General features: G+C 65.7%; 27 protein-coding genes and 1 pseudogene. 11 read left to right on the top strand and 17 right to left on the bottom strand.

Annotated elements, in window-relative coordinates; genetic code table 11:
• Positions 1-496: pseudogene (gene clpA, locus QM712_RS28845) on the top strand (ATP-dependent Clp protease ATP-binding subunit ClpA); the annotation flags it as partial.
• A gap of 74 nt (positions 497-570) precedes the next feature.
• Here clpA and QM712_RS28840 read toward each other — a convergent pair.
• The 4 genes from QM712_RS28840 to QM712_RS28825 form a co-directional block, all read right to left on the bottom strand.
• Positions 571-1,992, bottom strand: a complete 1,422-nt coding sequence (locus tag QM712_RS28840) for an MFS transporter (RefSeq protein WP_415026553.1) — start codon at positions 1,990-1,992, stop codon at positions 571-573.
• Between the two features lie 147 nt (positions 1,993-2,139).
• On the bottom strand, positions 2,140-2,301 hold the full coding sequence (locus QM712_RS28835; RefSeq protein ID WP_415026552.1) for a hypothetical protein: 162 nt from the start codon (positions 2,299-2,301) through the stop codon (positions 2,140-2,142).
• Positions 2,302-2,424: 123 nt separating this feature from the next.
• The gene (locus tag QM712_RS28830; protein ID WP_415026551.1) at positions 2,425-2,688 is read right to left on the bottom strand and encodes a hypothetical protein; all 264 of its coding nucleotides are present in this window, start codon (positions 2,686-2,688) and stop codon (positions 2,425-2,427) included.
• A 63-nt stretch (positions 2,689-2,751) separates the two neighbouring features.
• Complete coding sequence (locus QM712_RS28825) at positions 2,752-3,393, bottom strand: HAD family hydrolase (RefSeq protein ID WP_415026550.1); 642 nt, start codon at positions 3,391-3,393, stop codon at positions 2,752-2,754.
• An 88-nt stretch (positions 3,394-3,481) separates the two neighbouring features.
• Between QM712_RS28825 and QM712_RS28820 the strand changes: the two genes are divergently transcribed.
• The 4 genes from QM712_RS28820 (at position 3,482) to tsaA (ending at position 6,192) form a co-directional block, all read left to right on the top strand.
• Positions 3,482-4,435: a transglycosylase SLT domain-containing protein gene (locus QM712_RS28820; protein WP_415026549.1), complete on the top strand. Its 954-nt coding sequence runs from the start codon at positions 3,482-3,484 to the stop codon at positions 4,433-4,435.
• A 146-nt stretch (positions 4,436-4,581) separates the two neighbouring features.
• The gene (locus tag QM712_RS28815; protein ID WP_415026548.1) at positions 4,582-5,322 is read left to right on the top strand and encodes an AzlC family ABC transporter permease; all 741 of its coding nucleotides are present in this window, start codon (positions 4,582-4,584) and stop codon (positions 5,320-5,322) included.
• Entirely contained in the window at positions 5,319-5,669 is a 351-nt protein-coding gene (locus tag QM712_RS28810) for an AzlD domain-containing protein (RefSeq protein ID WP_415026547.1), read from the top strand. Before QM712_RS28815 ends, QM712_RS28810 begins: the two co-directional genes overlap by 4 nt.
• Before the next feature lie 31 nt (positions 5,670-5,700).
• A complete protein-coding gene (tsaA, locus tag QM712_RS28805) occupies positions 5,701-6,192 on the top strand; it encodes a tRNA (N6-threonylcarbamoyladenosine(37)-N6)-methyltransferase TrmO (protein WP_415026546.1) in 492 nt (163 codons plus the stop codon).
• A gap of 103 nt (positions 6,193-6,295) precedes the next feature.
• Here the strand turns inward: tsaA and QM712_RS28800 are convergent, their stop codons facing one another.
• Genes QM712_RS28800 through QM712_RS28785 form a run of 4 tightly spaced genes read right to left on the bottom strand, consistent with a single transcriptional unit; the run spans position 6,296 to position 9,294 of the window.
• The gene (locus tag QM712_RS28800; RefSeq protein ID WP_415026545.1) at positions 6,296-6,721 is read right to left on the bottom strand and encodes an HIT domain-containing protein; all 426 of its coding nucleotides are present in this window, start codon (positions 6,719-6,721) and stop codon (positions 6,296-6,298) included.
• Positions 6,722-6,770: 49 nt separating this feature from the next.
• Positions 6,771-8,009 carry a GNAT family N-acetyltransferase gene (locus tag QM712_RS28795; RefSeq protein ID WP_415026544.1) on the bottom strand — a complete coding sequence of 413 codons (1,239 nt, stop codon included), beginning with the start codon at positions 8,007-8,009 and terminating at the stop codon, positions 6,771-6,773.
• 48 nt (positions 8,010-8,057) lie between these two features.
• Positions 8,058-8,810, bottom strand: coding sequence for a glycerophosphodiester phosphodiesterase (locus tag QM712_RS28790; RefSeq protein WP_415026543.1), 753 nt, complete (start codon positions 8,808-8,810; stop codon positions 8,058-8,060).
• Positions 8,811-8,826: 16 nt separating this feature from the next.
• Positions 8,827-9,294 carry a RidA family protein gene (locus QM712_RS28785; RefSeq protein WP_415026542.1) on the bottom strand — a complete coding sequence of 156 codons (468 nt, stop codon included), beginning with the start codon at positions 9,292-9,294 and terminating at the stop codon, positions 8,827-8,829.
• A 250-nt stretch (positions 9,295-9,544) separates the two neighbouring features.
• On the opposite strand from QM712_RS28785, the gene QM712_RS28780 reads away from it, so the two are divergent.
• The 3 genes from QM712_RS28780 (at position 9,545) to QM712_RS28770 (ending at position 11,329) form a co-directional block, all read left to right on the top strand.
• Complete coding sequence (locus tag QM712_RS28780; RefSeq protein WP_415026541.1) at positions 9,545-10,393, top strand: cell envelope integrity EipB family protein; 849 nt, start codon at positions 9,545-9,547, stop codon at positions 10,391-10,393.
• 123 nt (positions 10,394-10,516) lie between these two features.
• A complete protein-coding gene (locus QM712_RS28775; RefSeq protein WP_415026540.1) occupies positions 10,517-10,918 on the top strand; it encodes a RidA family protein in 402 nt (133 codons plus the stop codon).
• 12 nt (positions 10,919-10,930) lie between these two features.
• The gene (locus tag QM712_RS28770) at positions 10,931-11,329 is read left to right on the top strand and encodes an NUDIX hydrolase (protein WP_415026539.1); all 399 of its coding nucleotides are present in this window, start codon (positions 10,931-10,933) and stop codon (positions 11,327-11,329) included.
• Between the two features lie 54 nt (positions 11,330-11,383).
• Here the strand turns inward: QM712_RS28770 and QM712_RS28765 are convergent, their stop codons facing one another.
• Entirely contained in the window at positions 11,384-12,673 is a 1,290-nt protein-coding gene (locus tag QM712_RS28765; protein WP_415026538.1) for a DNA polymerase IV, read from the bottom strand.
• Positions 12,670-12,981: a DUF3572 domain-containing protein gene (locus tag QM712_RS28760; protein WP_415026537.1), complete on the bottom strand. Its 312-nt coding sequence runs from the start codon at positions 12,979-12,981 to the stop codon at positions 12,670-12,672. Before QM712_RS28760 ends, QM712_RS28765 begins: the two co-directional genes overlap by 4 nt.
• 241 nt (positions 12,982-13,222) lie before the next feature.
• Between QM712_RS28760 and QM712_RS28755 the strand changes: the two genes are divergently transcribed.
• Both QM712_RS28755 and QM712_RS28750 read left to right on the top strand, forming a co-directional pair.
• Positions 13,223-13,588: a response regulator gene (locus tag QM712_RS28755; RefSeq protein WP_027553080.1), complete on the top strand. Its 366-nt coding sequence runs from the start codon at positions 13,223-13,225 to the stop codon at positions 13,586-13,588.
• Positions 13,589-13,601: 13 nt separating this feature from the next.
• The gene (locus tag QM712_RS28750; RefSeq protein WP_415026536.1) at positions 13,602-14,975 is read left to right on the top strand and encodes a PleD family two-component system response regulator; all 1,374 of its coding nucleotides are present in this window, start codon (positions 13,602-13,604) and stop codon (positions 14,973-14,975) included.
• A 538-nt stretch (positions 14,976-15,513) separates the two neighbouring features.
• Here QM712_RS28750 and QM712_RS28745 read toward each other — a convergent pair.
• On the bottom strand, positions 15,514-16,122 hold the full coding sequence (locus QM712_RS28745) for a TetR/AcrR family transcriptional regulator (RefSeq protein WP_415026535.1): 609 nt from the start codon (positions 16,120-16,122) through the stop codon (positions 15,514-15,516).
• A 129-nt stretch (positions 16,123-16,251) separates the two neighbouring features.
• Here QM712_RS28745 and QM712_RS28740 point away from each other — a divergent pair, with 129 nt between their 5' ends.
• The gene (locus QM712_RS28740; protein ID WP_415026534.1) at positions 16,252-17,484 is read left to right on the top strand and encodes an MFS transporter; all 1,233 of its coding nucleotides are present in this window, start codon (positions 16,252-16,254) and stop codon (positions 17,482-17,484) included.
• Positions 17,485-18,203: 719 nt separating this feature from the next.
• On the opposite strand, the gene QM712_RS28735 is transcribed toward QM712_RS28740, so the two are convergent.
• From QM712_RS28735 to rnr, 6 genes are all read right to left on the bottom strand, one after another.
• The gene (locus tag QM712_RS28735; protein WP_415026533.1) at positions 18,204-18,497 is read right to left on the bottom strand and encodes a hypothetical protein; all 294 of its coding nucleotides are present in this window, start codon (positions 18,495-18,497) and stop codon (positions 18,204-18,206) included.
• Positions 18,498-19,279: 782 nt separating this feature from the next.
• Positions 19,280-19,447 carry a 50S ribosomal protein L33 gene (rpmG, locus tag QM712_RS28730; RefSeq protein WP_045008041.1) on the bottom strand — a complete coding sequence of 56 codons (168 nt, stop codon included), beginning with the start codon at positions 19,445-19,447 and terminating at the stop codon, positions 19,280-19,282.
• 208 nt (positions 19,448-19,655) lie between these two features.
• On the bottom strand, positions 19,656-20,981 hold the full coding sequence (locus tag QM712_RS28725; RefSeq protein WP_415026532.1) for an LLM class flavin-dependent oxidoreductase: 1,326 nt from the start codon (positions 20,979-20,981) through the stop codon (positions 19,656-19,658).
• A 248-nt stretch (positions 20,982-21,229) separates the two neighbouring features.
• On the bottom strand, positions 21,230-21,982 hold the full coding sequence (locus QM712_RS28720) for an NUDIX hydrolase (RefSeq protein ID WP_415026531.1): 753 nt from the start codon (positions 21,980-21,982) through the stop codon (positions 21,230-21,232).
• 32 nt (positions 21,983-22,014) lie between these two features.
• Positions 22,015-22,455: a DUF983 domain-containing protein gene (locus tag QM712_RS28715; RefSeq protein ID WP_415026530.1), complete on the bottom strand. Its 441-nt coding sequence runs from the start codon at positions 22,453-22,455 to the stop codon at positions 22,015-22,017.
• Positions 22,449-24,788 carry a ribonuclease R gene (rnr, locus tag QM712_RS28710; RefSeq protein ID WP_415026529.1) on the bottom strand — a complete coding sequence of 780 codons (2,340 nt, stop codon included), beginning with the start codon at positions 24,786-24,788 and terminating at the stop codon, positions 22,449-22,451. Before rnr ends, QM712_RS28715 begins: the two co-directional genes overlap by 7 nt.
• Between the last annotated feature and the right edge of the window lie 2 nt (positions 24,789-24,790).

The raw sequence follows: 24,790 nt of genomic DNA, 5'->3' as shown, positions 1-24,790 counted from the left end.
GGCGATCAACCGGCAGTTCGCGCCGGAATTCCGCAACCGTCTCGATGCCATCGTCTCGTTCGGCCATCTCAGCGTCGAGGTGATCGGCACCGTCGTCGAGAAGTTCGTGCTTCAGCTCGAGGCGCAACTCGGTGACCGCGACGTCACCATCGAGCTGTCCGAGCCCGCCAAGGCCTGGCTGGTCCAGCACGGCTATGACGAGCAGATGGGCGCGCGCCCGATGGCGCGCGTGATCCAGGAGCACATCAAGAAGCCGCTGGCCGACGAGGTGCTGTTCGGCAAGCTCAAGGGCGGCGGACATGTCCGTGTCGTCCTGGTGAAGGACGAGGCCGATGAGACCAAGGACAAGATCGGCTTCGAGTTCGTCGAGGGACCGGTTACGCCGAAGCAGGAGAAGCTGCCCGGCACCCGCAAGCGTCCGCCGGGCAAGTCCAAGCCGGGCGGTTCCGGCGGCTCGAAGGGGCCAAGCTCAAGGGGACCGCTGGTCAAGGCCTGATCCCGACTGTCATGAATTGAAAAGGCCGGCTGCGAAGCCGGCCTTTTTGCTGCCTGCCGTCACGTGGGGCGATGTCAATCGCCGCGGAAACGCTGATCGTCCTGGATGCGGACATGCTCGGCACCGCGGGCGCCGGCCGGGGACAGCCGCAGCATGCTCAGCAGGGCGCCGCACAGCGCAAAGCCGACGCCGGTGAGGAGCGCGATCCTGGTTCCTTCCAGCGGGTAGCGGCCGAGGAACAACGCCACCAGCGCCGCGCCGGTGGTCTGGCCGAGCAGGCGTGCCGTACCCAGCATGCCGCTGGCGCCGCCCGAGCGCTCGCGCGGAGCCGCCGCGATCATGGTTCGGTTGTTGGGGGTCTGGAACAGGCCGAACCCTGCACCGGCGAGCGCCATGCGCCAGATCACGTCGAACGGCGTGGGGTTCGCCGGAAGGAAGGCGAGCGTGCCGAGGCCACAGGCAAACAGCGCCAACCCGATGCCCCCGAGCAACCCGGCCGGATAATGCTCGACCAGCCGGCCCGCGAGCGGGGCCGCACAGGCCACCGCGATCGGCCACGGCGTGATCAGCAGGCCCATATGCACGGCCGAATAGCCGAAGCGGCTTTGGAGGTAGAAGGGGATCGCGACGAAGGCCAGCATCTGCCCGCAGAACGAGGCGATCGAGGTCGCGATCGACAGTCCGAAGACGGGAATCCGCAACAGGTCGACCGGCAGCAGCGGCGAGGCCATGTGGGTTTCGCGATAGACCAGCATCGCGCCGGCGACGATGGCGACCGCGAACTGGACCAGGTACACGACGGGCGCCTCGCCATGACCGAGACTGTCGATCGCCGCGATTCCGACGCCGAACGCGATCGCGGAGAGTCCGGCGCTTTGCCAGTCGAAGGAGTGGCCGGCCGGCTCGGTATGGGGAAGACTGCGCCATCCAAGCGCCAGCGTGACCACGCCCAGCGGCACGTTGATGGCGAACAGCCACGGCCAGCTTCCGACCGCGAGGATGCCGGCGGCAATCGTCGGTCCGATCGCGGCCGAGAAGGCGACGACGAGCGCGTTCAGCCCGATCCCGCGGCCGAGCAGGCTGCGCGGGTAGGTGAAGCGCACCAGCGCCGAGTTGACGCTCATGATGCCGGCCGCGCCGAAGCCCTGAACGATGCGCGCGATCGTGAGCAGGGACAGCGTATGCGCCAGCGCGCAGAATGCCGAGGCCAGCGTGAACAACAGCAGGCCGACCAGATAGACGCGGCGATAGCCGATGATCTCGCCGAGGGATGCCAGCGGCAGCAGCGAGATGGTGATGGCGAGCTGGTAGCCGTTCACGATCCAGATCGAGAAGGCCGGGCTCGCATCGAGGTCGGCTGCGATCGTCGGCAGCGCCACGTTGGCGATGGCGCTGTCGACGACGGCCATGGTGATGCCGAGCGCGATGGTCAGGATCGCCTGGTTGCGCTGTGGCTGCGGCAGGCCGTCGGCGTGCTCGATCGGGGCGGGCGACATGATGGAAGCGAGCTTGATTGGAGGCGTAGATCACCCCCGGATTAGGAAATTGCGGGATGGACCGCAACCCGGCAGGCCCCGGTCGGTTCCTGTGCCGGGAGCAGGCCGCCCGGCGCGGCGAGCATGGGTCGGATTGCTTGCGCGCGTTCACCAGCGCGCCGTCGACTTTCCGAAGATGTAGAGAGCGACGAGCCCGAGCGTGACAGCCGTCGAGCCGATCAGGACGGTGCGATCCCAATCGATCCGGGTCCGCTCGGCGCGGCGGAGATTGAGCACCGCGAACAGGGCCTTCATGGCAAATCGGCGCATCGGCAGCCTCGCTAGGCCGCCACGATGCTACAGCGGGCGTCCGGCCGGCTTGATGCAGCTCAAGACGAGCGAGGGCGAGAACGACTGGGCGTTTGTCCGCGCAGGCTGCTGCGGCGGCGGGCCTCAGTCGTGAAGAAGCATGTCGGCGAGTGCGGGATCTCCGACACGTGGGCTGACCATCTTTGCCGGCGCCGGTGCCTCGATCCGCGTCGCCGGAATGCAGGCGGGCAGACTGTCGGTATTTTGCCGCGGCAGAAGGCTGAGACTCCAGCCTGCGAGGACAAGCACCGCAAGCCGGATGGCGATCACGCTCAGCAGCAGCTCGGATCCGCTCGTCTTGGAATCTATCCTCATGCCGCCAAACTGATCCATGGCGCGCGGCAACACAATCTGGGATTCCCGAGCGTTGCCTTCGTCTGAAACGAAGGCTGAATCTGATGGCTCGATCCGTTATCGAGCCAGGCAGTGACCGGGCAGCTCGGGGTGCGTTGAGCAGATGTGATGCGCGCCGGCGTCCCGCAGCTCGGCTTCGCTGCCGTAACCATAGAGGACGCCGATGGCGGTCATGCCATTGGTTCTCGCGCCGACCACGTCATGGCTGCGGTCGCCGATCATGATCGCGTTGCGGGGATCGACCTTCGCCTCGTCGAGCGCGTAACGAAGCAGGTCGCGCTTGTCGACACGGGTGCCGTCGAGCTCCGAGCCGAATACGCGCTCGAAATACGGCCGCAAGCCGAAATGATCGACGATGCGATTGGCATAGACCGCGGGCTTGCTGGTGGCGACGAACATGCGCTGATGCGTCGCCGCGATCGAAGACAGCGTATCCTTGATCCCGCCATAGGCTTCGTTTTCGAACAGGCCGACGTCGCTGAAGCGCTCGCGGTAGAGCAGCAGCGCGCGATCGGCGAGATCGGTGCTGCCGGTGAGCTTTTCCAGGCTCGCATGCAGGGGTGGGCCGATGCACCAGACCAGATCGTCTTCGCTCGGCACCGCAACGCCCAGCCGCTCCAGCGCATACTGGATCGAACGGGTGATCCCCGGCTTCGGGTTGGTCAGGGTGCCGTCGAGATCAAAATAGATTGTAACCATCAGGGCGGCCCGGTGTTGATATCGTCGCCCGTTGCTAGTTGGCTGGGCCCTCAAGTCAAGGTCCGATTTGTCCGGTATCGTGGACGCCATGCGTATTGCCCGGGTACTCGCCGTGTCGTGCTACGCCCTCGCGGCGTGGCCGGCGCTTGGCCAGGAGGCGCCGAACCGCTTCGTGCATCCGAGCGTCGAGGAGCTTGCAAGGCCTCCGGAAAAGCCGGCCGATGCGCGCGAGAGCGACACACGGGAATCCATCTGTCTGATCGTGGAGGCGGCTGCGCGTGACGCCAATCTGCCGCTGGAATTTTTCGCCCGCGTGATCTGGCAGGAAAGCCGCTTCCAGGCCGATGCGGTGGGGCCCATGACGCGCAGCGGCGAGCACGCGCAGGGGATCGCGCAGTTCATGCCGGGCACGGCGAGCGAGCGCGGACTGCTCAATCCCTTCAATCCGGTGCAGGCGCTGCCGAAGTCCGCGGAGTTTCTCAACGAGCTGCGCAACCAGTTCGGCAATCTCGGCCTGGCGGCTGCGGCCTATAATGCCGGGCCGCGGCGGGTGCAGGAATGGCTTGCCGGCACCGGCGGCATGCCGGAGCAGACGCGCAACTACGTCTTCGCGATCACCGGCGCGACGGTCGATGCCTGGGCCAAGGCCGGCGCGACCGGCAAGGGGCCGCCGAGCTCGCCGCCGACGAGTTGCCGCGACCTGATGGCTCTCTTGAAGCGCGCGCCCAATCCCTTCGTCGCCGAGCTCGAGCAGCATGTCGAGCTTGCCGCCGCGAAGATCTGGGGTGTGCAGCTTGCCGCCGGCTTCGACCGCAACAAGGCTCTCGCGATGTATTCCCGCGCCGTCAAGCGGCTGAGCGCGGTGATCGGCAATCGCGATCCGAGCCTGCTCTCCTCGGTGGTGCGTAGCCGCGGTACGCACGCGTTCTACCAGGTGCGCATCGGCACCGATACGCGTGCCGAGGCCGATGATCTCTGCAATCGCATCCGCAAGGCGAGCGGCGCCTGCTTCGTGCTGAAGAACCGGGGCGTGAGCGGGTAGCGGGGCGCATGTCCGGACGCGGGCCGGGAAAGACGAGGCTCGGGGATTGGCCGCGCGCATGCCAGACCCGCCGCGCGCTTCCTTGACGCCGGCTTCCGTATTGCCCGTTATGCGAGCACGATTCCTCATCCCGGCCAAACTTTCCCGTGGCGCTTCCTCCGCTCGATTCACCTCAATGGCAAAGTCCCTGGCGCGCCTTTGCGTGGGGTCTGCGCTCGATCACGCAGACGATCCTCACGCTCGTCCTGTTCGCGACCTATCTCGGCATCGGCGCGCTCGCCCACGACACCCATTTCAGCCTGCTCTGGGCGCTCTGCTCGACACTGTTCGTCTGGGCGGGTCCGGCCCAGATCATCCTGATCACCACGCTCGGTTCAGGCGCGACCATCATCCAGTCGGGGATCGCGGTCACGGTCAGCGCCATCAGGCTGTTTCCCATGGTGGTCTCGGTGCTGCCGCTGATGCGCTCGCCGACGACCAAGCGGCGTGAACTGTTCTTCGCGGCGCACCTCACGGCCGTGACGCTGTGGGTCGAATGCCATCGCTTCCTGCCGCAGGTGCCGCGCGAACGGCGCATCGCCTTCGTCAACGGTCTCGGCTTCGGCCTGGTCTCGGTGTGCCTCACCGCCAACACGGTCGGCTATTTCCTCGCCGCCAACCTTACGCAGACATTGGGTGCCGCGATCCTGATGCTCACGCCCTTGTCGTTCCTGTTCTCGACCGCGCGCAACAGCCGCGAGGTTGCCGACGTCGTCGCGCTGGCGCTCGGGGTTCTGCTCTATCCGCTGGCGGCGAAGATGAACTCCGGTCTCGACATCCTCGTCAGTGGCCTGGTGGCGGGCACGATCGCCTACGGCGTCCATTGGTGGCGGGAGGTGCGCGCATGAGCGCGGCGCAACTCATCGGCGATTGGCACGCGCTGTTCGTGCTGTTCGTGGCCGGCGTCATCCCCAACCAGATATGGCGCATGCTGGGCCTGTATTTCGGCGGAGGCATCGACGAGGGCTCCGAGCTGCTGGTCTGGGTGAAGGCGGTGGCGACCGCGATCCTGGCCGGCGTCATCGCCCAGATCGTGGTCGAGCCGCCGGGCGCGCTCGCCAGCGTGCCGGACGGCTTGCGCTACGGCGCGGTGGCCGCCGGCCTCGTCGTGTTCCTGCTGACCCGCCGCTCGATCTTCGCCGGCGTCGTCGCCGGCGAGGTCTTCATGCTGGCCGGGAAGTGGTGGTTGGGCTAAAACGTCCGCGAACAGCCAAGGAACGGGACATATGGTTCGCGAGAACGAACTCCGCGAGGGTGAGGTCGCCATCGAGCTGCCGTCGACGCTGGACGCCGGCCTCGTCTTCATCGGACGCATCCGCACGCCCTGGACCTCGCGGCTGGAGACGCCGCGGCAGGGCCGGCAGGACGGTCCCGTGTGCAGGCTCGAGATCTTCGAGCCGTTCGTGCCGGCCATCAAGGGCGTCGATTTCTACAACAATCTCGAAGTGCTCTACTGGCTCGACAAGTCGCGCCGCGACATCATCCTGCAGAGCCCGAAGAACAATGAAAAGACCCGCGGCACGTTTTCTCTGCGCTCGCCGGTGCGGCCCAATCCGATCGGCACCTCGATCGTGAAGCTGGTCGGCATCGAGGGCAACGCGATCCTGGTGCGCGGCCTCGACTGCATCGATCACACGCCGCTGATCGACATCAAGCCGGATCGTTGCGAATTCACCCCGCTAGCCGCGCCGCAGGCGGGGGATTTCCAGACGGAGTGAGGTTTTCCCACTTCGTCATTGCGGGAGCGCAGCGACGAAGCAATCCGGACTGCTGCCGCGTGGAGCCCCTGGGTTGCTTCGCCCGCAATGACGATGGAGAGCGTCAGGCCTTCAGCGCCGCGATCAGCCTGGTCGCGTTCTCTTCCAGCACCTTGACGTCTTCCTTGCGGCTGGCGGGCGGCAGCATCGCCACGCCGTCGTGGCGCGGCATCACATGCATGTGCAGGTGGAAGACAACCTGTCCGCCGGCGGGCTCGTTGAACTGCTGCACGGTGATGCCGTCGGCCTTGAAGGCCTTCATGGCGGCGGCGGCGATCTTGTGCGCTCCGCGCGCGACGTGGGCGTAGTCGTCGGGCTTGATGTCGAGAATGTTGCGGGCAGGGGCCTTCGGGATCACCAGCGTATGGCCAGGCACGCGCGGCATGATGTCGAGGAAGGCGAACACGTGCTCGTCCTCATAGACCTTGTGGCAGGTCAGCTCGCCGCGCAGGATCTTTGCGAAGATGTTGTTGGGATCGTAGGCGGTCATCGCAGCTCCTCGAGATTTTGCACTTACTGTCACCAGCCGCGGCAGGGCGTCAAGGCGCCTCGTCGGCGTCTTTGCGGAATGGCCCGAGCTCGGCAAGCTCCCGTCCGGCCTCCGTGACATAAGCGCGTTCACGCTTCAGATAATCGGCGATGGCGCGGCGCAAGCCCGGATCGGCGATGAAGTGGGCGGAGTGGGTCGTTCGCGGCAGGTAGCCGCGCGCGATCTTGTGCTCGCCCTGCGCGCCGGCTTCGACATTGCCGAGGCCGTGCCTGATCGCGAAATCGATCGCCTGATAGTAGCAGACTTCGAAATGCAGGAAGGGATGATGCTCGACCGCGCCCCAGTTGCGGCCGAACAGCGTGTCCGAGCCGATGAAGTTGATCGCACCCGCGATCCAGCGATCGTTGCGGCGCGCCATCACCAGGAGCACATCCCGGCTCATCGTCTCGCCGATCAGCGAGAAGAATTCGCGCGTCAGGTAGGGGCGGCCCCATTTGCGCGAGCCGGTCTCCATATAGAACGCGAAGAAGGCGTCCCAGGCGTCTTCGGTGATGTCGTCGCCGGTGAGCCAGTGGATCGTGATCCCGGCGGCGAGCGCATCGCGCCGTTCGCGCTTGATCGACTTGCGGTGGCGCGAGTTCAGCGTCGCGAGGAAATCGTCGAACGTCGCAAAACCCTGATTGTGCCAGTGGAATTGCTGGTCGGTCCGTTGCAGGAAGCCATGCCCCGCGAGCAGCTTAGCCTCCGTCTCGCGCGCGAAGGTGACGTGCACCGAGGAGGCTTTGCTGACGCCGCACAGTGCCACCAGTCCGCCCGCCAGAGCCTCCGCGATTTTGTCGCGATCGACCCCGTCGCGGATCAGCAGACGCGGGCCGGTGGCCGGTGTGAAGGGAACCGAGACTTGCAGCTTCGGATAATAACGGCCGCCGGCGCGCTCATAGGCGTCCGCCCAGCCGCGGTCGAAAACGTATTCTCCCTGGGAATGCGATTTCAGATAGCAGGGCGCGACGCCGGCGACGCGGTCTCCGATCTTGGCCACGAGATGCCGCGGCGCCCAACCGGTGCGCGATGTGGCCGAACCCGATGTCTCGACCGCCGAGAAAAAGGCATGCGAGACGAACGGGTTATAGGCGGGCTTTGAGATCCCGAGGGAATCGCCTGGAAGCCCGGGTGAGGTTGCCTTGCCGTTCCCACCGCACCCGCCGGGATTGGCGCAGGCGTCCCAATCCTGAGGTGATACCTCGCCGATGGACGGTACGGCCTCGAGCGTGATTTCAGATGATGCCATCGCGCCCAAGATCGTGCATTGCAGCAGCGACTTCAAGGGTCGGGAATATCAACCCTGCGGCACGAAGCCCTCGAAGATCATCTGGTCGGCGTATTGTCCGGCGCGCGCCCGCTGCTCAGGCGTGCGCACGGTCCAGCCAAGCAGCGCACAGCCGAACACGTTCCTGGCGATCCACGGGGCCGGGGCCGGCAGGTGGTCGACCTTGAAGGCGACGAAGTGCGGCTGGGTCTGAAAGCCGTGGCGCAGGTACAGCATGCTGTCCCGCTGTTCCTGCGTGAGGTAGGCCCAGTACTCGTCCTCGTAGCTCCGCTGCGCAACGATGCCGCGCGGGCGGGAGGGCAGCAACTCGCGTAACGCCAGCACCTGGTCGGGATCGAAGGACATGCCGACCGCTGGACCCTGATAGGACGCCAGCACCTCGGCCATCCGCTTCACCAGTTTGCGGTCGCCACCGAAATGGCTCTTCACCTCGATCACCAGCGGCACCCGGCCGGCGACCATGGCACAGAGGTCGGACAGCGACATCATCCGCTCGGCCGTGTCCTTGAATTTGACGGCCTTCAGCTCGGCCGCGGTCTTCCCGATCACGTCGCCGGTCGCCTCGGTGAGGCGGCCGAGCGCATGGTCGTGATGGATCATCGCCTCGCCGTCGGCGCTGAGCTGGATGTCGACCTCGATGGCGAAATTGCCCGCGATCGCCGCCTGCACCGCGCCCGGCATGTTCTCGACGATGCCACGCGCAATATCGTGCAGGCCGCGATGGGCGACCGGCCGCGCCGTCAACCAATCAGGAGCACGCAACGCCGTCAGCTCCGCGTCAGGCGATCTCGAAAACGCCTTCGACCTCGACCGCCGCGTCCGCCGGCAGCGAAGCGACGCCGACGGTGGTGCGGGCATGCCGGCCCTTGTCGCCGAACGCGGCGACCATGAGGTCGGAGGCGCCGTTCAGCACCTTCGGTCCGTCCAGGAAGTCGGGCGCCGAATTGATGAACCCGCCGAGGCGCACCACGCGCACGACCTTGTCGAGGTCGCCGAGCGCCGCCTTGACCTGGGCGAGCAGATTGACGGCGCAGCCGCGCGCAGCCGCCGCGCCCTGTTCGATCGAGACGCCGGCGCCGAGCTTGCCCTTGGCGATCAGCTTACCTTGCGGGTCGAAGCAGACCTGGCCCGAGACGAACAGCAGATTGCCGGTGCGCACGAAGGGCACGTAATTCGCGACAGGGGTGGGGGCCTCATGCAGCTTGATGCCCTGTTCCGCCAGTTTCTGTTCGACCGTGCCCGCCATGTCCGACCTCGATATCCCTGAATTCATCCATCCCGGCCTGACAGTCTCGGCCGGGCGCGCCCTGTTTCGCCCATAGCGCCGCCACATGCAAGCAAGCCGATGGAGCGAGGGAGACGCTCGGCCCGATTGCATTTTTCACAGGCAGACCAAGAGGTTCGACGAGGAGCCGCAACTTTACGTGAAATGGCCGCAGTTGCGACGCAATGGAACGGTCATTAAAGTGTCGAATCTGCGTTCCCAAGGGACAGACATGGTGCACCTTTTCCGGACTTCGCTCGGCGTCATGGCGCTCGCAGTGGCCATTTTCGGTGGCAGCGGCGGAGCCAGCGCAGCCAATGGTCCGTTTCTTGCGCACCAGGCGCTCTACGACCTCAGCCTCGTGAAATCCCGCTCCAATTCGATCAACAGTGCGAGGGGGCGCATCCTCTATAATTTCGCAGGCAGCAGCTGCGAGGGCTACACCTCCGAATTTCGCCAGGTCTCCGAGCTCGACAGCGGCGAGGGCAAGATCACGCTGAGTGATCTCCGCTCCAACTCCTGGGAAGACGCCGCCGGCAAGAGCTACCGCTTCAAGATCGAGACGCGGATGAACGAAACCGACGCCGGCCGCGTCGACGGCACGGCGGAGCGCGACGGCGACCACATCAACGTCAAACTGAAGCTGCCGGAGCCGAAGACGTTCACGCTCGACGGCAAGATCGTGTTTCCGACCGAGCAGATCCAGCGCATCATCGCCGCCGCGAAGGACGGCAAGTCGCTCCTGGAGCTCTCCGTCTACGACGGCTCCGATGACGGCCAGAAGGTCTACAACACGCTGACCGTGATCGGCCAGCCGATCCCGGGCGACCGCGCCACGCAGTCGCCCGATCCGTCGACGTCCGATGAGCACATGAAGGCGCTGACGCGCTGGCCGGTCACCGTCAGCTATTTCGATCGCGAAGCGCAGCAGAAGGAGGGCGAGCAGACCCCGGTCTACGCCATGTCCTTCGAGCTCTACGAGAACGGCGTCTCGCGCCAGCTCGTGCTCGACTACAATGATTTCGTGATCTCCGGCGTGCTCGGCAAGTTCGACGTCAAGGACAGCAAGCCCTGTCATTGACGGGCGTCTTCCCTGCGCAAAGGTCAGCCTGGATCGCTTCGTCGCGCCGCGCAATGACGGGCTGGCTTTGAGCCGTGCGCCCCGCTAGGCTTCCCGCGAACCACAAACTCCGGGAACAGCACCATGCCCAAGCTCGATCATCTCCGCCCCAGCGGCCTGCACCACAATCCGGCCTATTCCCACGTCGTCACGGCGTCCGGTGGACGCACCATCTACATCTCGGGCCAGGTGTCGGTTGACGAGGAGGGACGGATCGTCGGCGAGGGCGATCTCGCCGCGCAGACCACGCAGGTGATGCAGAACCTCGGCCATGCGCTGAAGGCGGCAGGGGCGACCTACGCCAACATCGTGAAGATCACGACCTTCGTCGTGAACTACAAGCCGGAATTGCGTCCGGTCATCGGCAAGGCCCGCTCGGCCTTCTTCGAAGGCATGGAGCCGCCCGCAAGCACCCTCGTCGGCGTTTCCGCGCTCGCGGCGCCGGAGTGGCTGATCGAGATCGAAGCGGTGGCGGTCGCGGACTGAAGTGACGGGGATATGACGTCGATTCGGATTGCAGCCGCGCTGATGAGCAGGAGCGATGGACGCGTCCTGCTCGTCAGGAAGCGCGCTACCGACAGCTTCATGCAGCCTGGGGGAAAGATCGAAGCCGGCGAGCATCCCGAGGCTGCGTTGCAGCGGGAATTGTTCGAGGAGCTCGGAATCGAAGTCGATCCGGCGGAGATGACCTATATCGGACGGTACACTGCCCCTGCAGCGAACGAGCCGGGCCGTCAGGTCGATGCCGAGATTTTTCGTGTCGCCATCGCGCGTTCCGTCACGCCCGGGGCGGAGATCGAGGAGATCCTCTGGCTCGATCCGACCATCCCCGCGTCGGTGAAACTCGCGCCGCTCACGCGTGACAAGCTGCTTCCGCTCTGCGCGCGGCCGGAGTGAGCCCTGTGTGACGGGATGCCGCTGGATTGCACCGTCCGCAACCGCGGGTGACGATCAGTCCTGCGCCTTCTCCGGCCCGTCATAGGCGATCCCGCGAATGACGGCGGCGCTGCCGAACTTCTTGCGCAGACTGTCGACCGCCCGCTCGGCATGCGCGGCACGGCGATCGAGCATGTCGGTGTCGTCGGCGGCCGAGCCCGCGCGCAACGCGCTGACGCCGGCGCCCATCAGGCGGAACGCCGTGCCGTCGATCTCCTTGGCCAGCATTTCGCGGCAGATCGCGAAGATCTTCGCGGCGAGCTGCGTCGGTGCCGCGATCGATTGCGAGCGCGTGCGCTGGCGGAAATCGGCGGTCTTCAGCTTCAGCGTCACGGTGGAGCCGGCAAGCTCGCTGCCTTTGAGGCGCGACGAGGTCTTCTCGCAGAGCCGCCAGAGGATCTTCTCCAGCGTCGCGAAATCGCGGATGTCGGTCTCGAACGTGGTCTCGCTCGAAATCGTCTTGGCGCCGCGGTCGGGCTCGACGCGCCGGTCGTCGATGCCGCGGGCAAGCCGCCAGAGCCGCCGGCCATCGCTCGGAAACTGCCGCATCATCTCGATCTCGTCGGCCTTCTGCAGGTCCGCGATGATGCGAAAGCCGCGCTGCACCAGGCGTTCCTGCGTCGCGGGTCCGACCCCGAAGATGAAGCCGACCGGCTTCTCCGCCAGCATCGCACGCGCTTCCTCCTGATCGAGCGCAGCGAAGCCGCGCGGCTTGTCGAGGTCGGAGGCGATCTTGGCCAGGAACTTGTTGCAGGACAGGCCGACCGACACGCTGATCCCGATATCGCGCTCGACGTCGCGGGCGAACCGCGCCAGCACCTTGGCGGGAACCATGCCGTGAACGCGCTCGGTGCCCGAGAGATCGAGAAAGGCTTCGTCGATCGAGAGCGGCTCGACCAGCGGCGTCAGCGCCTGCATGGCCTGGCGCACTTCGCGGCCGACCCGGACGTATTTCGCCATGTCGGGCCGGATCACGGTCGCATGCGGGCAGGCTTCCAGCGCCTTGAACATCGGCATGGCCGAGCGGACACCGTAGGTGCGCGCGATGTAGCAGGCGGCCGACACCACGCCGCGCTTGCCTCCGCCGATGATGACCGGCTTGTCGGCGAGATCGGGACTGTCGCGCTTCTCGACGGTCGCATAGAAGGCGTCGCAATCGATATGGGCGATGGTCAGCGTCGAGAGCGCACGGTGGCGGACGAGGCGGGGAGAGCCGCAGGCCGAGCAGCGCCGCACGCCCATGTCCAGATCGGCCAGACAATCCCGGCAGAAGCAGCGGGGCCCGGCCGGATCAGGGGTGCTCACGGCACGTCGCGCTCCCAGGTCCGGTCGCCGAGCGCATCGCCGAGCACCTGGCGGGCCGCCGCGACGTTGGTCGGATGCAGTTCCGAGGTGCTGGCGAAGGCCTTCACGGTGGCGTCATCGCGCATCACGAAATCGAGCACACTGAGGAGGAAATTGGGGTCCGAGGCGGCATTGCGCAGCGTCTCCGGGCCGACCCCTGTCTCGGCCAGGAACAGGCCCAGCCGCTCGGGGTCGCTCGCAACAAAAGACAGCGCCTGAATCGCAACGATTTCAGCGACTTCGCGGGGGTTGTGAACAGGCTTTTTCAAGGGGCCGGTTTGCCTTTCCGTTAACTTTCGGGCTCTAATTTGCAATCATCATGCCCGAGTCTTCTGCCCGAGTCTTGCGACCCCAGACAAGCAACTGGAAACCACATCGCAGAAAGTCGGCCCTCGGGTTTAACGAAACTAGAGCGAATCTGAGGCTAGTTTGAATCCAGTTTTCGAAGCGCCGGCGAGCGGCGCCTGAGGCGTCACATGTATCGGTCTTCTTGCCAATCAGGAGGACGGGATGGCTAAGACCGTCCTGATCGTGGAAGACAACGAGCTCAACATGAAGCTCTTCCGCGACCTGTTGGAGGCACACGGTTATCAGACTTCCGGCACCAGCAACGGCTACGAGGCGCTCGACCTCGTTCGCAAGATGCGGCCCGACCTCGTGCTGATGGACATTCAGTTGCCGCAGGTCTCGGGCCTGGAGGTGACGCGCTGGATCAAGGACGATCCGGAACTGCGCACCATTCCCGTCGTTGCGGTCACGGCCTTCGCGATGAAGGGCGACGAAGAACGCATCCGCGAGGGCGGCTGCGAGGCCTATTTGTCCAAGCCGATCTCGGTCGGCAAATTCATTGAGACGGTCCGGCGTTTCATCGGCTAGGGAGTGTTTTTCAGTGTCCGCGCGTATCCTGGTCGTCGATGACGTTCCCGCCAACGTCAAGCTTCTCGAAGCCCGCCTGTCCGCCGAATATTTCGACGTAATGACCGCCTCGAACGGTACCGAAGCGCTGGCGATCTGCCGCCGCGCCGAATGCGACATCATCCTGCTCGACGTGATGATGCCCGACATGGACGGCTTCGAGGTCTGCCGCCGCCTGAAGACCGATCCGGCGACGCACCACATTCCCGTCGTGATGGTGACGGCGCTCGACAGCCCCGCCGACCGCAACCGCGGGCTGGAGGCGGGCGCCGACGACTTCCTGACCAAGCCGGTTTCCGACGTCGTGCTGATCGCGCGCGTGCGCTCGCTGACGCGGCTGAAGATGATGACCGACGAGCTGCGCATGCGCGCCATCACCTCGCTCGAGATCGGCATGCAGGCGCCGGAGCGCAGCGCGGTGGCCGACACCGGCAAGGGCGGCCGCGTCCTGCTGGTCGACGACCGCGAGACCTCCTACGAGCGGCTGGCGACGATGCTCGCCGCCGAGCACACCGTCGATGTCGAGCCCAATCCGACCGAGGCGCTGTTCCACGCCGCAGAAGGCAATTACGACCTGCTGATCGTCTCGCTCGACCTCAACAATTTCGACGGCCTGCGGCTGTGCAGCCAAGCGCGCTCGCTGGAGCGCACGCGCCACGTGCCGATCCTCGCGCTTGCGGATGCCGAGAACGCGACGCGGCTGCTCCGCGGCCTCGAGATCGGCGTCAACGACTATCTGCTGCGTCCGATCGACAAGAACGAGCTGCTGGCGCGCGTGCGTACGCAGATCCGGCGGCGCCGCTACACCGATCATCTGCGCGACAACGTGCAGAACTCGATCGAGATGGCGATCACCGACGCGCTCACCGGCCTGCACAATCGCCGCTACATGGAGAGCCATCTGGCGACGCTCGCCGAGCAGGCCTCGACCCGCGGCAAGCCGCTGGCGCTGATGATCCTGGACATCGACTTCTTCAAGTCGATCAACGACAATTACGGCCACGATGCCGGCGACGACGTGCTGCGCGAATTCGCCGTGCGCGTGCGCAAGTCGATCCGCGGCATCGATCTCGCCTGCCGCTACGGCGGCGAGGAGTTCGTGATCGTGATGCCGGAGACCGATCTCCACGTCGCCGGCATGGTGGCCGAACGCCTGCGCCGCTCGATCGCCGGCGAGCCCTTCGCCATCCACAAGGGCACCAAGCGCATCGAGGTCACGATCTCGATCGGCCTGACCACGCTGGAGCAGAAGGGCGAGGCCGTCGCCGACGTGCTCAAGCGCGCCGACACGGCGCTGTATCGCGCCAAGCACGACGGCCGCAATCGCGTGGTGTCGCAGGCGGCGTAAGGCGCCCGGCACGAAATCTCGAAAACAACCCCATGCACAGTAGCCCGCTTCGGCGGGATCGATGATTTGCGCGGGCGCGCGCGGCGGTTGGTCGGCGATGTCTTGATCTTTGACACGTCGGGCAAAACAGGCGCACGATGTCATCATCGCGCAAATGGCTATGGGGCGGGGAGTGGCCTCATGCGCAGTGTCGGCCCGGCGCAGGCCGAGACCCATGACCCGAGGCAGGGATGGGGCGCACGCTGGTAACGCCGGGTCTTCGTTAAATCACCACCTGTGGCCATGGATCCCAGCCTGCGCCGGGACGACGGCAAGTGGCGTGAGCCATCGCAGAACTCCAGTTGTCGTTCCCCACGGTTATTGCAGCGTGCGCAAAAGCCTCCCCGTCATTCCCCGCCACCGGGTCTCGCCTTTGGCGAGCCCGATGACAGGCTCCGGCGAGGAACCCGGTACGCCGCGGCTTCTTGGTATCCAGCGACGTCTCTGAAATACTGGATCATCGGCTTGCGCGGATAAGCGGCCGATGTGTCGAAAGCGGCTATCGCGGCTCGGGCCTTCGTCCCTTCGCCGGCTTCCCCGCGTCCTCGGCTACGTCGACGCCCGCGTTCCGCAGCAGGACCTTGGCGGCGTCCTTGGCGGCGCGGGCCATCGCTGGGTCGTCGCGCACGAGGTCTTGCGCGATCGAGCCGTCGACCAGCAGCACGAGCTGCGTGGCGAGGGCTTCGGCGTCCGCGACGGCGAGTTCGTTCAGCCGCTCGCGAAACCAGACGCGCCGGCTCTCCTTGAAAGCGACCGCGATCTTCTTCACCGCGCGGTCTTCGGCGCCAAGCTCGGCGACTGCGTTCACGAACGGGCAGCCGCGAAAATCTTTCGCCGCGAAGCGCCGCTCCAGCGAATCGAACGTGGCCAGGATCTGCTCGGCGGGCGGCTTGTCGGACGGACGCGGCTGCACGAAGCGGCCCTGCAGATAGGCCGCGATCAGGGCGTCCTTGGACGGGAAGTGGTTGTAGAGCGTGCGCTTGGAGATGCCGACCTCGGCCGCGATGGTATCGACGCCGACGGCACGAATGCCCTGCAGGTAGAACAGCTTGTCGGCGGTCTCGAGGATCCGCTCTTTCATCGTCTGTGGGGCGGGCGGGGGAGCCATGCGGCGGGATAGGTCCTCTTCGCTTGACAGCACCAGCCTTTCATAGACTAAGTACACAGGTCTGTGTAACTAAAATCAACGGGAATCGCAGACGACGGCTATCGCGCCGCGCCCCTGAGGGAGAACGAAATGCCCCTGCTGCAGGTTCTGCGTCCGACGCTGCCGATCCTGATCGGCGCCTCCATCTTGCTGACGCTCAGCATGGGCCTGCGGCAGAGCCTCGGCATCTTCCTGCAGCCGATGACGCACGACATCCACATCTCGGTGTCGGACTTCACGCTGGCGCTGGCCGTGCAGAACCTCGCCTGGGGCTTCCTCCAGCCGCTCGCCGGAGCGATGACCGTGCGCTACGGCTTCCGTTCCATCATGATCGTCGGCTCGCTGATGTACATCGCGGGCCTCGCCTTCATGGCGACCGCCGGCGGCCTGATCAGCGTGATGATCGGCGGAGGTGTGCTGATCGGCACCTCGATGGCCTGCACCGCGGCGGCGATCGCCATGTCGGTGGCCGCGCGCGCGGTGCCCGAAACAGTCCGCTCGACCGTGCTCGGCATCGTCTCCGGCGCGGGCTCGCTCGGTGCTCTGTTGTCGGCGCCGATCGGACAGATGCTCAATGAAGGGTTCGGCTGGCGTATCGGACTCGCCGGCTTCGTCATCATGTCGGTGCTGATGATTCCGGCGGCCTGGTACGCCGGACGCATCGATCGGATTCCGCTGCCCAAGCCCGCCGCCGACGACATCGGCGATGCGACCGCCGCGTCGGTCGCGAAAGCCGCGCTCGGCAATGCGCCGTTCATGGTGATGACTTGCGCCTATATGGTGTGCGGCATGCAGTTGGTGTTTCTCACCACGCATCTGCCGTCCTATCTCGCGATCTGCGGGCTGGACCCCATGCTCAGCGCTCAAACACTTGGAATGATAGGTGGGTTCAACGTGCTCGGCTCGCTGTTCTTCGGCTGGGCGGGGCAGCGCTGGAACAAGCTGGCGCTGCTCGGTGGAATCTACATCCTGCGTTCGCTCGCGCTCGCCTGGTATTTCATGCTGCCGGCGACGCCGGCCTCGACGCTGCTGTTCGGCGCCATCATGGGCTTCCTGTGGATGGGCGTGGGGCCGCTGGTGGCGGGCGCGGTCGCCGAAATGTTCGGACTGCGCTGGCAGGCGATGATCCAGGGCCTCGCCTTCATGAGCCACCAGATCGGCAGCTTCCTCGGCGCCTATGGCGGAGGCGTGCTCTACGACACGCTCGGCTCCTACACCATGGCCTGGCGCATCGGTGTCGCTCTCGGTCTGGCCGGCGGCATCATCCAGGTCGCCTTCGCGCTGATCCGGCCGTCGCACCGGCCGTTGCTGAAGGCGGCATAGGCAAGGTCGCATGCTCGCGGGCTTGGGTCTGGGAGCACAACGCGACCGCCGAACGCTTTCTGGATGTCACGCGTACCGACCGGGTGGTTCGTATCCGGTCGTTGTCATCGGCGTCGATGCGTCGACAGTTGAGGCGATCGCGGTCGTGCCCACTTCAGAGCGGGCAAGCCGTGTCCGCGGTCGGAACGCATCCCTGGCCGGGAATGATCGGATGCGGCGACGGAAGCGGGGGATGCGGAGGCTCGATGGGAAGATGCGGCGGCCATGGCAGCGGCACGGGGCCGATGCGCACCGGTGGCATCGGACCCATGATGATCGGCAAGAGGCTGTTCGTCGCGCTGCTGTCGGCGCGCGCGGCGCCGCTCAATGCGCATACGGCGACACATGAAAAGCAGATGGCTCGGAAAGTCATTGGCGTCGGCTCCTGTCGAGGCAGCGCTGCCGATACGATAACTTCGAGCACGAACAATCCCACCGCATGCCGGCGACGCCAAGCCGGACATGCGTGTTAGGGGCAAACGACTAGTCCCAAAGCACTAGCGGTTCGTCGCAAGCGCCGTGAAATTCCGGACAGACGAGATGCTTCGACGTGCCGCCCGATCATGCCGACGGCATCATCGAGGTCGCGTTCGCGCTGATCACGCCGCTGCCGCCGCCATTGCCGGCGGCGGCGCGGGTGACGGTCTCAGCAGGACCGGAGAGCCTGCGGAAAATATCGACTAATGCTTCGGCCGCTTGAGTTCGGCGACCTGAAACTTGTTGCCGGCGGACAGGCTGCTGCAGATCCAGTAGGCCCTGTTGCGATAGTCGCCGAGGAACACCTTGGTCTCGACGCAGTCCACGTAGTTCTTGTAGGTGAGGGTGTCCCGGCAGGTTGGCGAGAAAGGCGCGTTCGCTTGTCCGCCGCCGGACTCGCTGCACCCGACCCACGGATCCTTGCCGTGCGGCAGGCTCGATTCACAGCCACCGTTGCAACTGCTGGCGAGTTTTTCCAGCTTGGCGATCCTCCCCAACACTGAATTCGGGGCTGCCGATGCCGTTCGAGCGGTTGACGAAACAGTCGCAGATCGTGCGCGGCTGGTTGACGATGTCTGGCCGGTGCTGACCACCGGCTTCGGCTTTGCCGCCTGCTTCGGTGCGTCGACCGTGACGGACGGAAGCGGGGCGGGAGCGGTCGTTGCGGTCTGCGAGTTTGCCGGACCACAGAGCAAGACAGTCGAGAGGAAAGCGAGGGTTGAGGGTGCGACAAACCTTGATGACAGTCTCATGACATGTCCTTTCGAGGACGGGCATCCCGTCCAAATGGCTATACGCTCCTCAACACTAGCGGAAGTGCCGAAACTTGGCCACTGAGCGTAGAAGCGCCGCTGTCATGTCTGCCTTGCGGTCTCGCTCTCTCGCCACGCTCGGCCGGTCGATGCGTTTTCCGAACAGGCGCGTCCCGCGCACGTAGACCGGATCGCAGTTCGCGCAGAGTATCGGCGACTGGACGTGGCTGCGCCGTTGCACTTGCTGGCAGACAGTTGCCGCCGCGTTTCGCGTTGTGCATGTCGTCGCCTGCATCATCCATGGGCAGACTTCGCGAGCGCGCGGCTCGAGCCGAGGATATGTCCGTCGTGCGATGAGCTGCGATCGGCGATCGCGATCGATCAATTGAGGAGGTGATGCCCGAACGCCGTGCGGCTTCGTTTCGGCGATGCGCTGTCGTGTGAGAATACGGAGAGGCGCAAAATGAAACGGGGCCCGAAAGGGCCCCGTAGAAGTCTTCAGTCTATCCGCGTCTGACCTGATCTTCTTACTTGATCTTGGATTCGCGGAATTCGACGTGCTTGCGCGCGACCGGGTCATACTTCTTCTTGACCAGCTTGTCGGTCATGGTGCGCGAATTCTTCTTGGCGACGTAGTAGAAGCCGGTGTCGGCCGAGGACACGAGCTTGACCTTGATGGTGACCGCTTTGGCCATGTTCTGAACCTCAGAAATGAAGGGAATCTGGAGCCGGCCAAATGGCCCGCGTTGGCCGGCAACCTAGCCAGAAACCGCCTGATGTCAAGGTTTCGGAGCGTTTTCCAGCGCAACGGCGACCTGTACACGGCAGGAAAACGCGCCAAAAACAAGAACCTGGAGCCCCAAAGGGGGCTCCAGGCCGGGAAAACCACTCAAATCGGGCGGATCAGGCCTCGAAGAACCGGTTTTTCGGTCGCGGAAGGCCCAGATTCTCTCTCAAAGTGGCCCCTTCGTACTCCTTGCGGAAGATTCCGCGCTTCTGCAGCTCGGGGACCACCTTGTCGACGAAGTCGTCGAGGCCGGCGGGGAGGAACGGGAACATGATGTTGAAGCCGTCCGAGCCGCGTCCGACCAGCCATTCCTCCATCTGGTCGGCAATGGTTTTCGCCGTGCCCACGAAGGCGAGCCCGCCATAGCCGCCGACGCGCTGGGCGAGCTGGCGCACCGTGAGCTTGTCGCGGGCGGCGAGGTCGACCAGCCGCTGCCGGCCGCTCTTGCTGGCGTTGGTCTCGGGGATCTCCGGCAGCGGGCCGTCGGGATCGAAACCCGAGGCATCGGTGCCGAGGATGACCGAGAGCGAGGCGATGGCGCTGTCGTAATGCACGCGGCTGTCGAGCAGCGCGCGCTTCTCCTTGGCCTCGTCGACGCTGTCACCGACCACGACGAAGGCGCCGGGAAGAATCTTGAGATGCTCGGGATCGCGGCCGACCTTCGCCATGCGGCCCTTGATGTCGGCGTAGAGCTTCTGTCCGTCGGCAAGGCTTCCGCCGCCGGTGAAGACGGCTTCGGCGGTTTCGGCCGCGAGCTGCTTGCCATCCTCGGAGGCGCCGGCCTGCACGATCACCGGCCAGCCCTGCACCGGGCGGGCGATGTTGAGGGGACCGCGCACCTTCAGATATTTGCCGTTGTGGTCGAGCACATGCATCTTCGACGGCTCGACGAACAGGCCGCTGTCGACATCGCGCACGAAGGCGTCGTCGGCAAAGGAATCCCAGAGGCCGGTGACCACGTCGTAGAATTCGCGGGCGCGCTTGTAGCGCTCGGCGTGCTCCATGTGGTCGTCGAGGCCGAAATTCAGCGCCGCGTCCGGGTTCGAGGTGGTGACGATGTTCCAGCCGGCGCGCCCGCCGCTGAGATGGTCGAGCGAGGCGAAGCGCCGCGCGACGTGATAGGGCTCGTCAAAGGTGGTCGACCCGGTCGCGATCAGGCCGATCCGCTCGGTGACGGACGAGAGCGCCGAGAGCAGGGTGAACGGTTCGAACGAGGTCACCGTGTGGCTGCGCTTCAGCGCATTGATCGGCATGTTCAGCACGGCGAGGTGATCGGCCATGAAGAAGGCGTCGAACTTGCCGGCCTCCAGCTTCCTGATCAGGGTCTTGATGTGGCCGACGTTGAAATTGGCGTCCGGCCAGGCCCCGGGATAGCGCCAGGCGCCCGTGTGGATGCTGATCGGGCGCATGAACGCGCCAAGCTTGAGTTGCCGTTGTGCCATCGCCCCGTGTCCATTCTGGGTGTCGTTCGTCAAGACATAGGCACGACGGGGAACTCCGCCATCGGGGCGGATGGGAAGATTATTTTGTTTTTCGATGCGCTCTCAGCACGTTCGCGTCATTTCGGGGTGACGCGAAGCGGCGCGCCCGCCGGGCCGCATTGCTGGTGGAGGGATGGAGTCCGGGTGCGCGCCGAGCGGCGCATCCCGGATTCACGGGCGAGGGACTGCCGGGGGCGATGCGGCGGCGCTCAGCCCAAAATGTCCTTCTGCATCTTGCCGCCGTAGAAGTGGAAGAACGGGACCGGCGCATCGTGGCGCAGGGGGCCGGTGGCAAGGCGCGTGTCGAGCTCGTTGAGCACGTTGCGCGTCATCGGGTGCAGATCGGCCAGCGGCTTGGAGCCGAGCTCGACCCAGACCAGCTCGACGAGTTCGGCGTCGGCATGGATCACGCCCTCGACCCGGTGGGTGATCGCCGAGGCATCCGCCGTGAAGAAGCGGGTGTCGAAGCGCTTGACGCGACCGGGCGGCGTGATCGCGCGCGCGATCAGGAACAGGCTGGAGGGATCGGGCAGGAGGCCCGCATCCGCGAACGGCTTCCAGGCGCCTTCGAGCTTCGCTGCCTTGCCCTCGGTCCGGCGGCCGAGGCACAGGCCGGTCTCCTCGCAGGCCTCGCGGATCGCGGCGATGGCGAGCGACTTCGCGCGCGAGGCCGGGGTCTTCGGGCTGCCCTTGGCGAGATTGGCTTCCAGCTCGGATGTGATCGGCGCGGCCACCGGCACGCGGTAATCGGCCTTGTCGACGCGGCCGCCGGGGAAGACGAATTTCCCGGGCATGAACACTACCTTGTCGTGGCGCTTGCCGACCAGGACCTTCGGGATCGCGCCGCTGCGATCGACCAGGATCAGTGTCGCCGCATCCCGGGGACGGAAATAGGGATGATGATCGGCTTCCTTCTCCTCGTGGACCTTGGCCTTCTCCGTTGCCTGCGCCGTATCCGTCATGTCCTCACCCAAACCGTTCTTGCTTATTTTGCCTATACCGGCGGAATACCATCCGGAGGGTTGTCGTCAAACCCGTGCATGCGCAGAGCCCATTGCAATCCGACCACGGCTCCCTTCACCGGCTGCAGCAGCGCGAGCGATGCGACGAAGGTGAAGGGCAGGTAGGCCGCGAAGGTGAGCCAGGCCGGCGTCGAATAATTGGTCTCGATCCAGAGGATGGTCGGCACCACGATGTGGCCGACGATGACGATCACGAGATAGGCGGGCAGGTCGTCGGCGCGATGCGGCGTGAAGTCGAGGCCGCAATTCGCGCAATTGTCCGCCGTCTTCAGGAAGGCGCGGAACAGCTTGCCTTCGCCGCAGCGCGGGCAGCGGCCGCGAAAGCCGCGCTTCATCGCGGCCCAGACGTCGCGCTTCTCGACCAGTCCGGTCTCGCGCGTCCAGATTTTGGGGGCCGTGCTCATCGTCACCACGCCTTGCCCTTCTTGCCTTTGCCCTTCTTCCCCTTGCCGGACTTCTTCTTGTGCTTGTCCGGCCTGCGCTTCTTGTCCTTCGGACTGCGTCCGGGATGCGCCTTGGACGATTTGCGCTGCGCCCGGAACGGCCTGCGCTCGCGCGGTGCGGCCTCGCCGGCCGACGACAGCAGCTCGAAGCGCAACGCGCCTGCTATGGGGGCCGCTTCTATCAGACGGACGTCGACCACGTCACCCAGCTGATGCATGGTACCGCTGCGCGTGCCGACCAGCGCATGACGGCCCTCGTCATAATTGAAATATTCCGTGCCGAGGGACCGGATCGGGATCAAGCCGTCCGCGCCGGTTTCGCTCAGCTTGACGAACAGGCCGGCGCGCGTGACGCCGGAGACGCGGCCCTGGAAGCTCGCGCCGATGCGGTCGGCGAGATGGTGGGCGATCAGCCGGTCGACGGTCTCGCGCTCCGCCTTCATCGCGCGCCGCTCGGTCAGCGAAATATGCGCGGCGACCTCACTGAGGCTCTCCGGCGTCTCGCTGTCGGGCAGGGCACCTTCACCGAGGCCGAGCGCACGGACCAGCGCGCGGTGCACGACGAGGTCGGCATAGCGGCGGATCGGCGAGGTGAAATGCGCGTAGCGGCGCAGGTTCAGGCCGAAATGTCCGTAATTCTCCGAGGAGTATTCGGCCTGCGCCTGGGCGCGCAGAACGACCTCGCTCACCAGCGGATAATAGTCGTGGCCCTCGAGCTGGGCGAGCACGCGGTTGAACAGCGTCGGACGCAGCGCGCCGGTCTTGGCGAACGGGACGTCCAGCGTCTCCAGGAATTCCGACAGCGCGTGGACCTTCTCCAGCGTCGGCTCGTCATGCACGCGGTAGATCAGCGGGAGCGACTTCTTCTCCAGCATCTCGGCGGCCGCGACGTTGGCGAGGATCATGAACTCCTCGATCAGCTTGTGCGCGTCGAGGCGTTCCGGCACGACGACCCGGTCGACCGTGCCGTCGCTCTTCAGCAGGATCTTGCGCTCGGGCAGATCGAGATTGAGCGGATCGCGCTCGTCGCGCGCGCGCTTGGCGCAGGCATAGGCGGCATAGAGCGGCTTGAGGATCGGATCGAGCAGGGGGCCGGTGGTATCGTCCGGCCGGCCGTCGATCGCGGCCTGCGCCTGCGCGTAGCTCAGCTTCGCCGCCGAGCGCATCAGGATGCGATGGAACGTATGCGAGCGCTTGCGGCCATCGGGGCCGAGCACCATCCGCACCGCCAGCGCGCCGCGTGGCTCGCCCGGCACCAGCGAACAGAGATTGTTGGAGATGCGCTCGGGCAGCATCGGCACGACGCGGTCGGGGAAGTAGACGGAGTTGCCGCGATCGAGCGCGCTGCGGTCGAGCGCGGTGCCCGGCCGCACGTAGAAGCTGACGTCGGCAATGGCGACGTTGACGATGAAGCCGCCCTTGTTGTTGGGGTCGTCGTCGGGCTGCGCGTGCACGGCGTCGTCGTGATCCTTGGCATCCGGCGGATCGATGGTGACGAGCGGGACATCGCGCCAATCCTCGCGCCCCTTCAGGTTCGCGGGCTCCGCGGCTTCCGCCTCGCGCTCCGCGGCGGAGGAGAATTGCAGCGGGATGTCGTGGGCGTAGATCGCGATCAGGCTGATCGCCTTCTCGGACTTGACCGAGCCGAGCCTTTCCTTCACGCGGCCGGAGGCCAGTCCGAAGCTGCGGGTGCGGACGATGTCGACACTGACGAGGTCGCCGTCCTGCGCGCCCTTCGTGTCATTTGCCGCGATGTTCAGCTCGCGGTCGGCGGATTTCTTGTCGACCGGGATCAGCCGTCCGCCACCTTCGGGCAGCGCGCGGAACACGCCGAGGATGCGGCTCTTGGCCTTGTCGAAGACCTTGATGATGTGGCCGCGATAGGCGGGGCCTTCGCTCTCGTTGCTCGGCTCGACACGCAGCAGCACGCGGTCGCCGACACCGGCCGTGGTGCCGGGCTTGGGCCGGCGCGGCATGATGATGAGGATCTTGGGCGGCTCGCCGCTTTCGACCTCGTCCCATTCGGTGGGGGAGGCGATCAGCTCGCCGTCGGCGTCGCGAGTCCCGATGTCTGCGACCAGGGTCGAGGGAAGTGCGTCCGGCTCCGAGACCGTATGGCGCTTCTTCTTGATCGTGCCGTCGTCGGCGAGCTCGCGCAGCAGGCGCTTGAGCTCGATCCGATCTGCATTCTTCACGCCGAACTCGCGCGCAATTTCGCGGGTTCCGGCCTTTCCATGATTTGCCTTGATGAAGGCGACGATGGCGCTCCGGTCGGGAAAGCCATGGTCATTCTTGCGTTTCACTT

It is taken from the genome of Bradyrhizobium sp., assembly GCF_047605465.1.
Classification (GTDB): Bacteria; Pseudomonadota; Alphaproteobacteria; order Rhizobiales; family Xanthobacteraceae; genus Bradyrhizobium.
The sequence above is the reverse complement of the archived record's forward strand: the minus strand, read 5'-3'. Positions and strand labels throughout refer to the sequence as shown.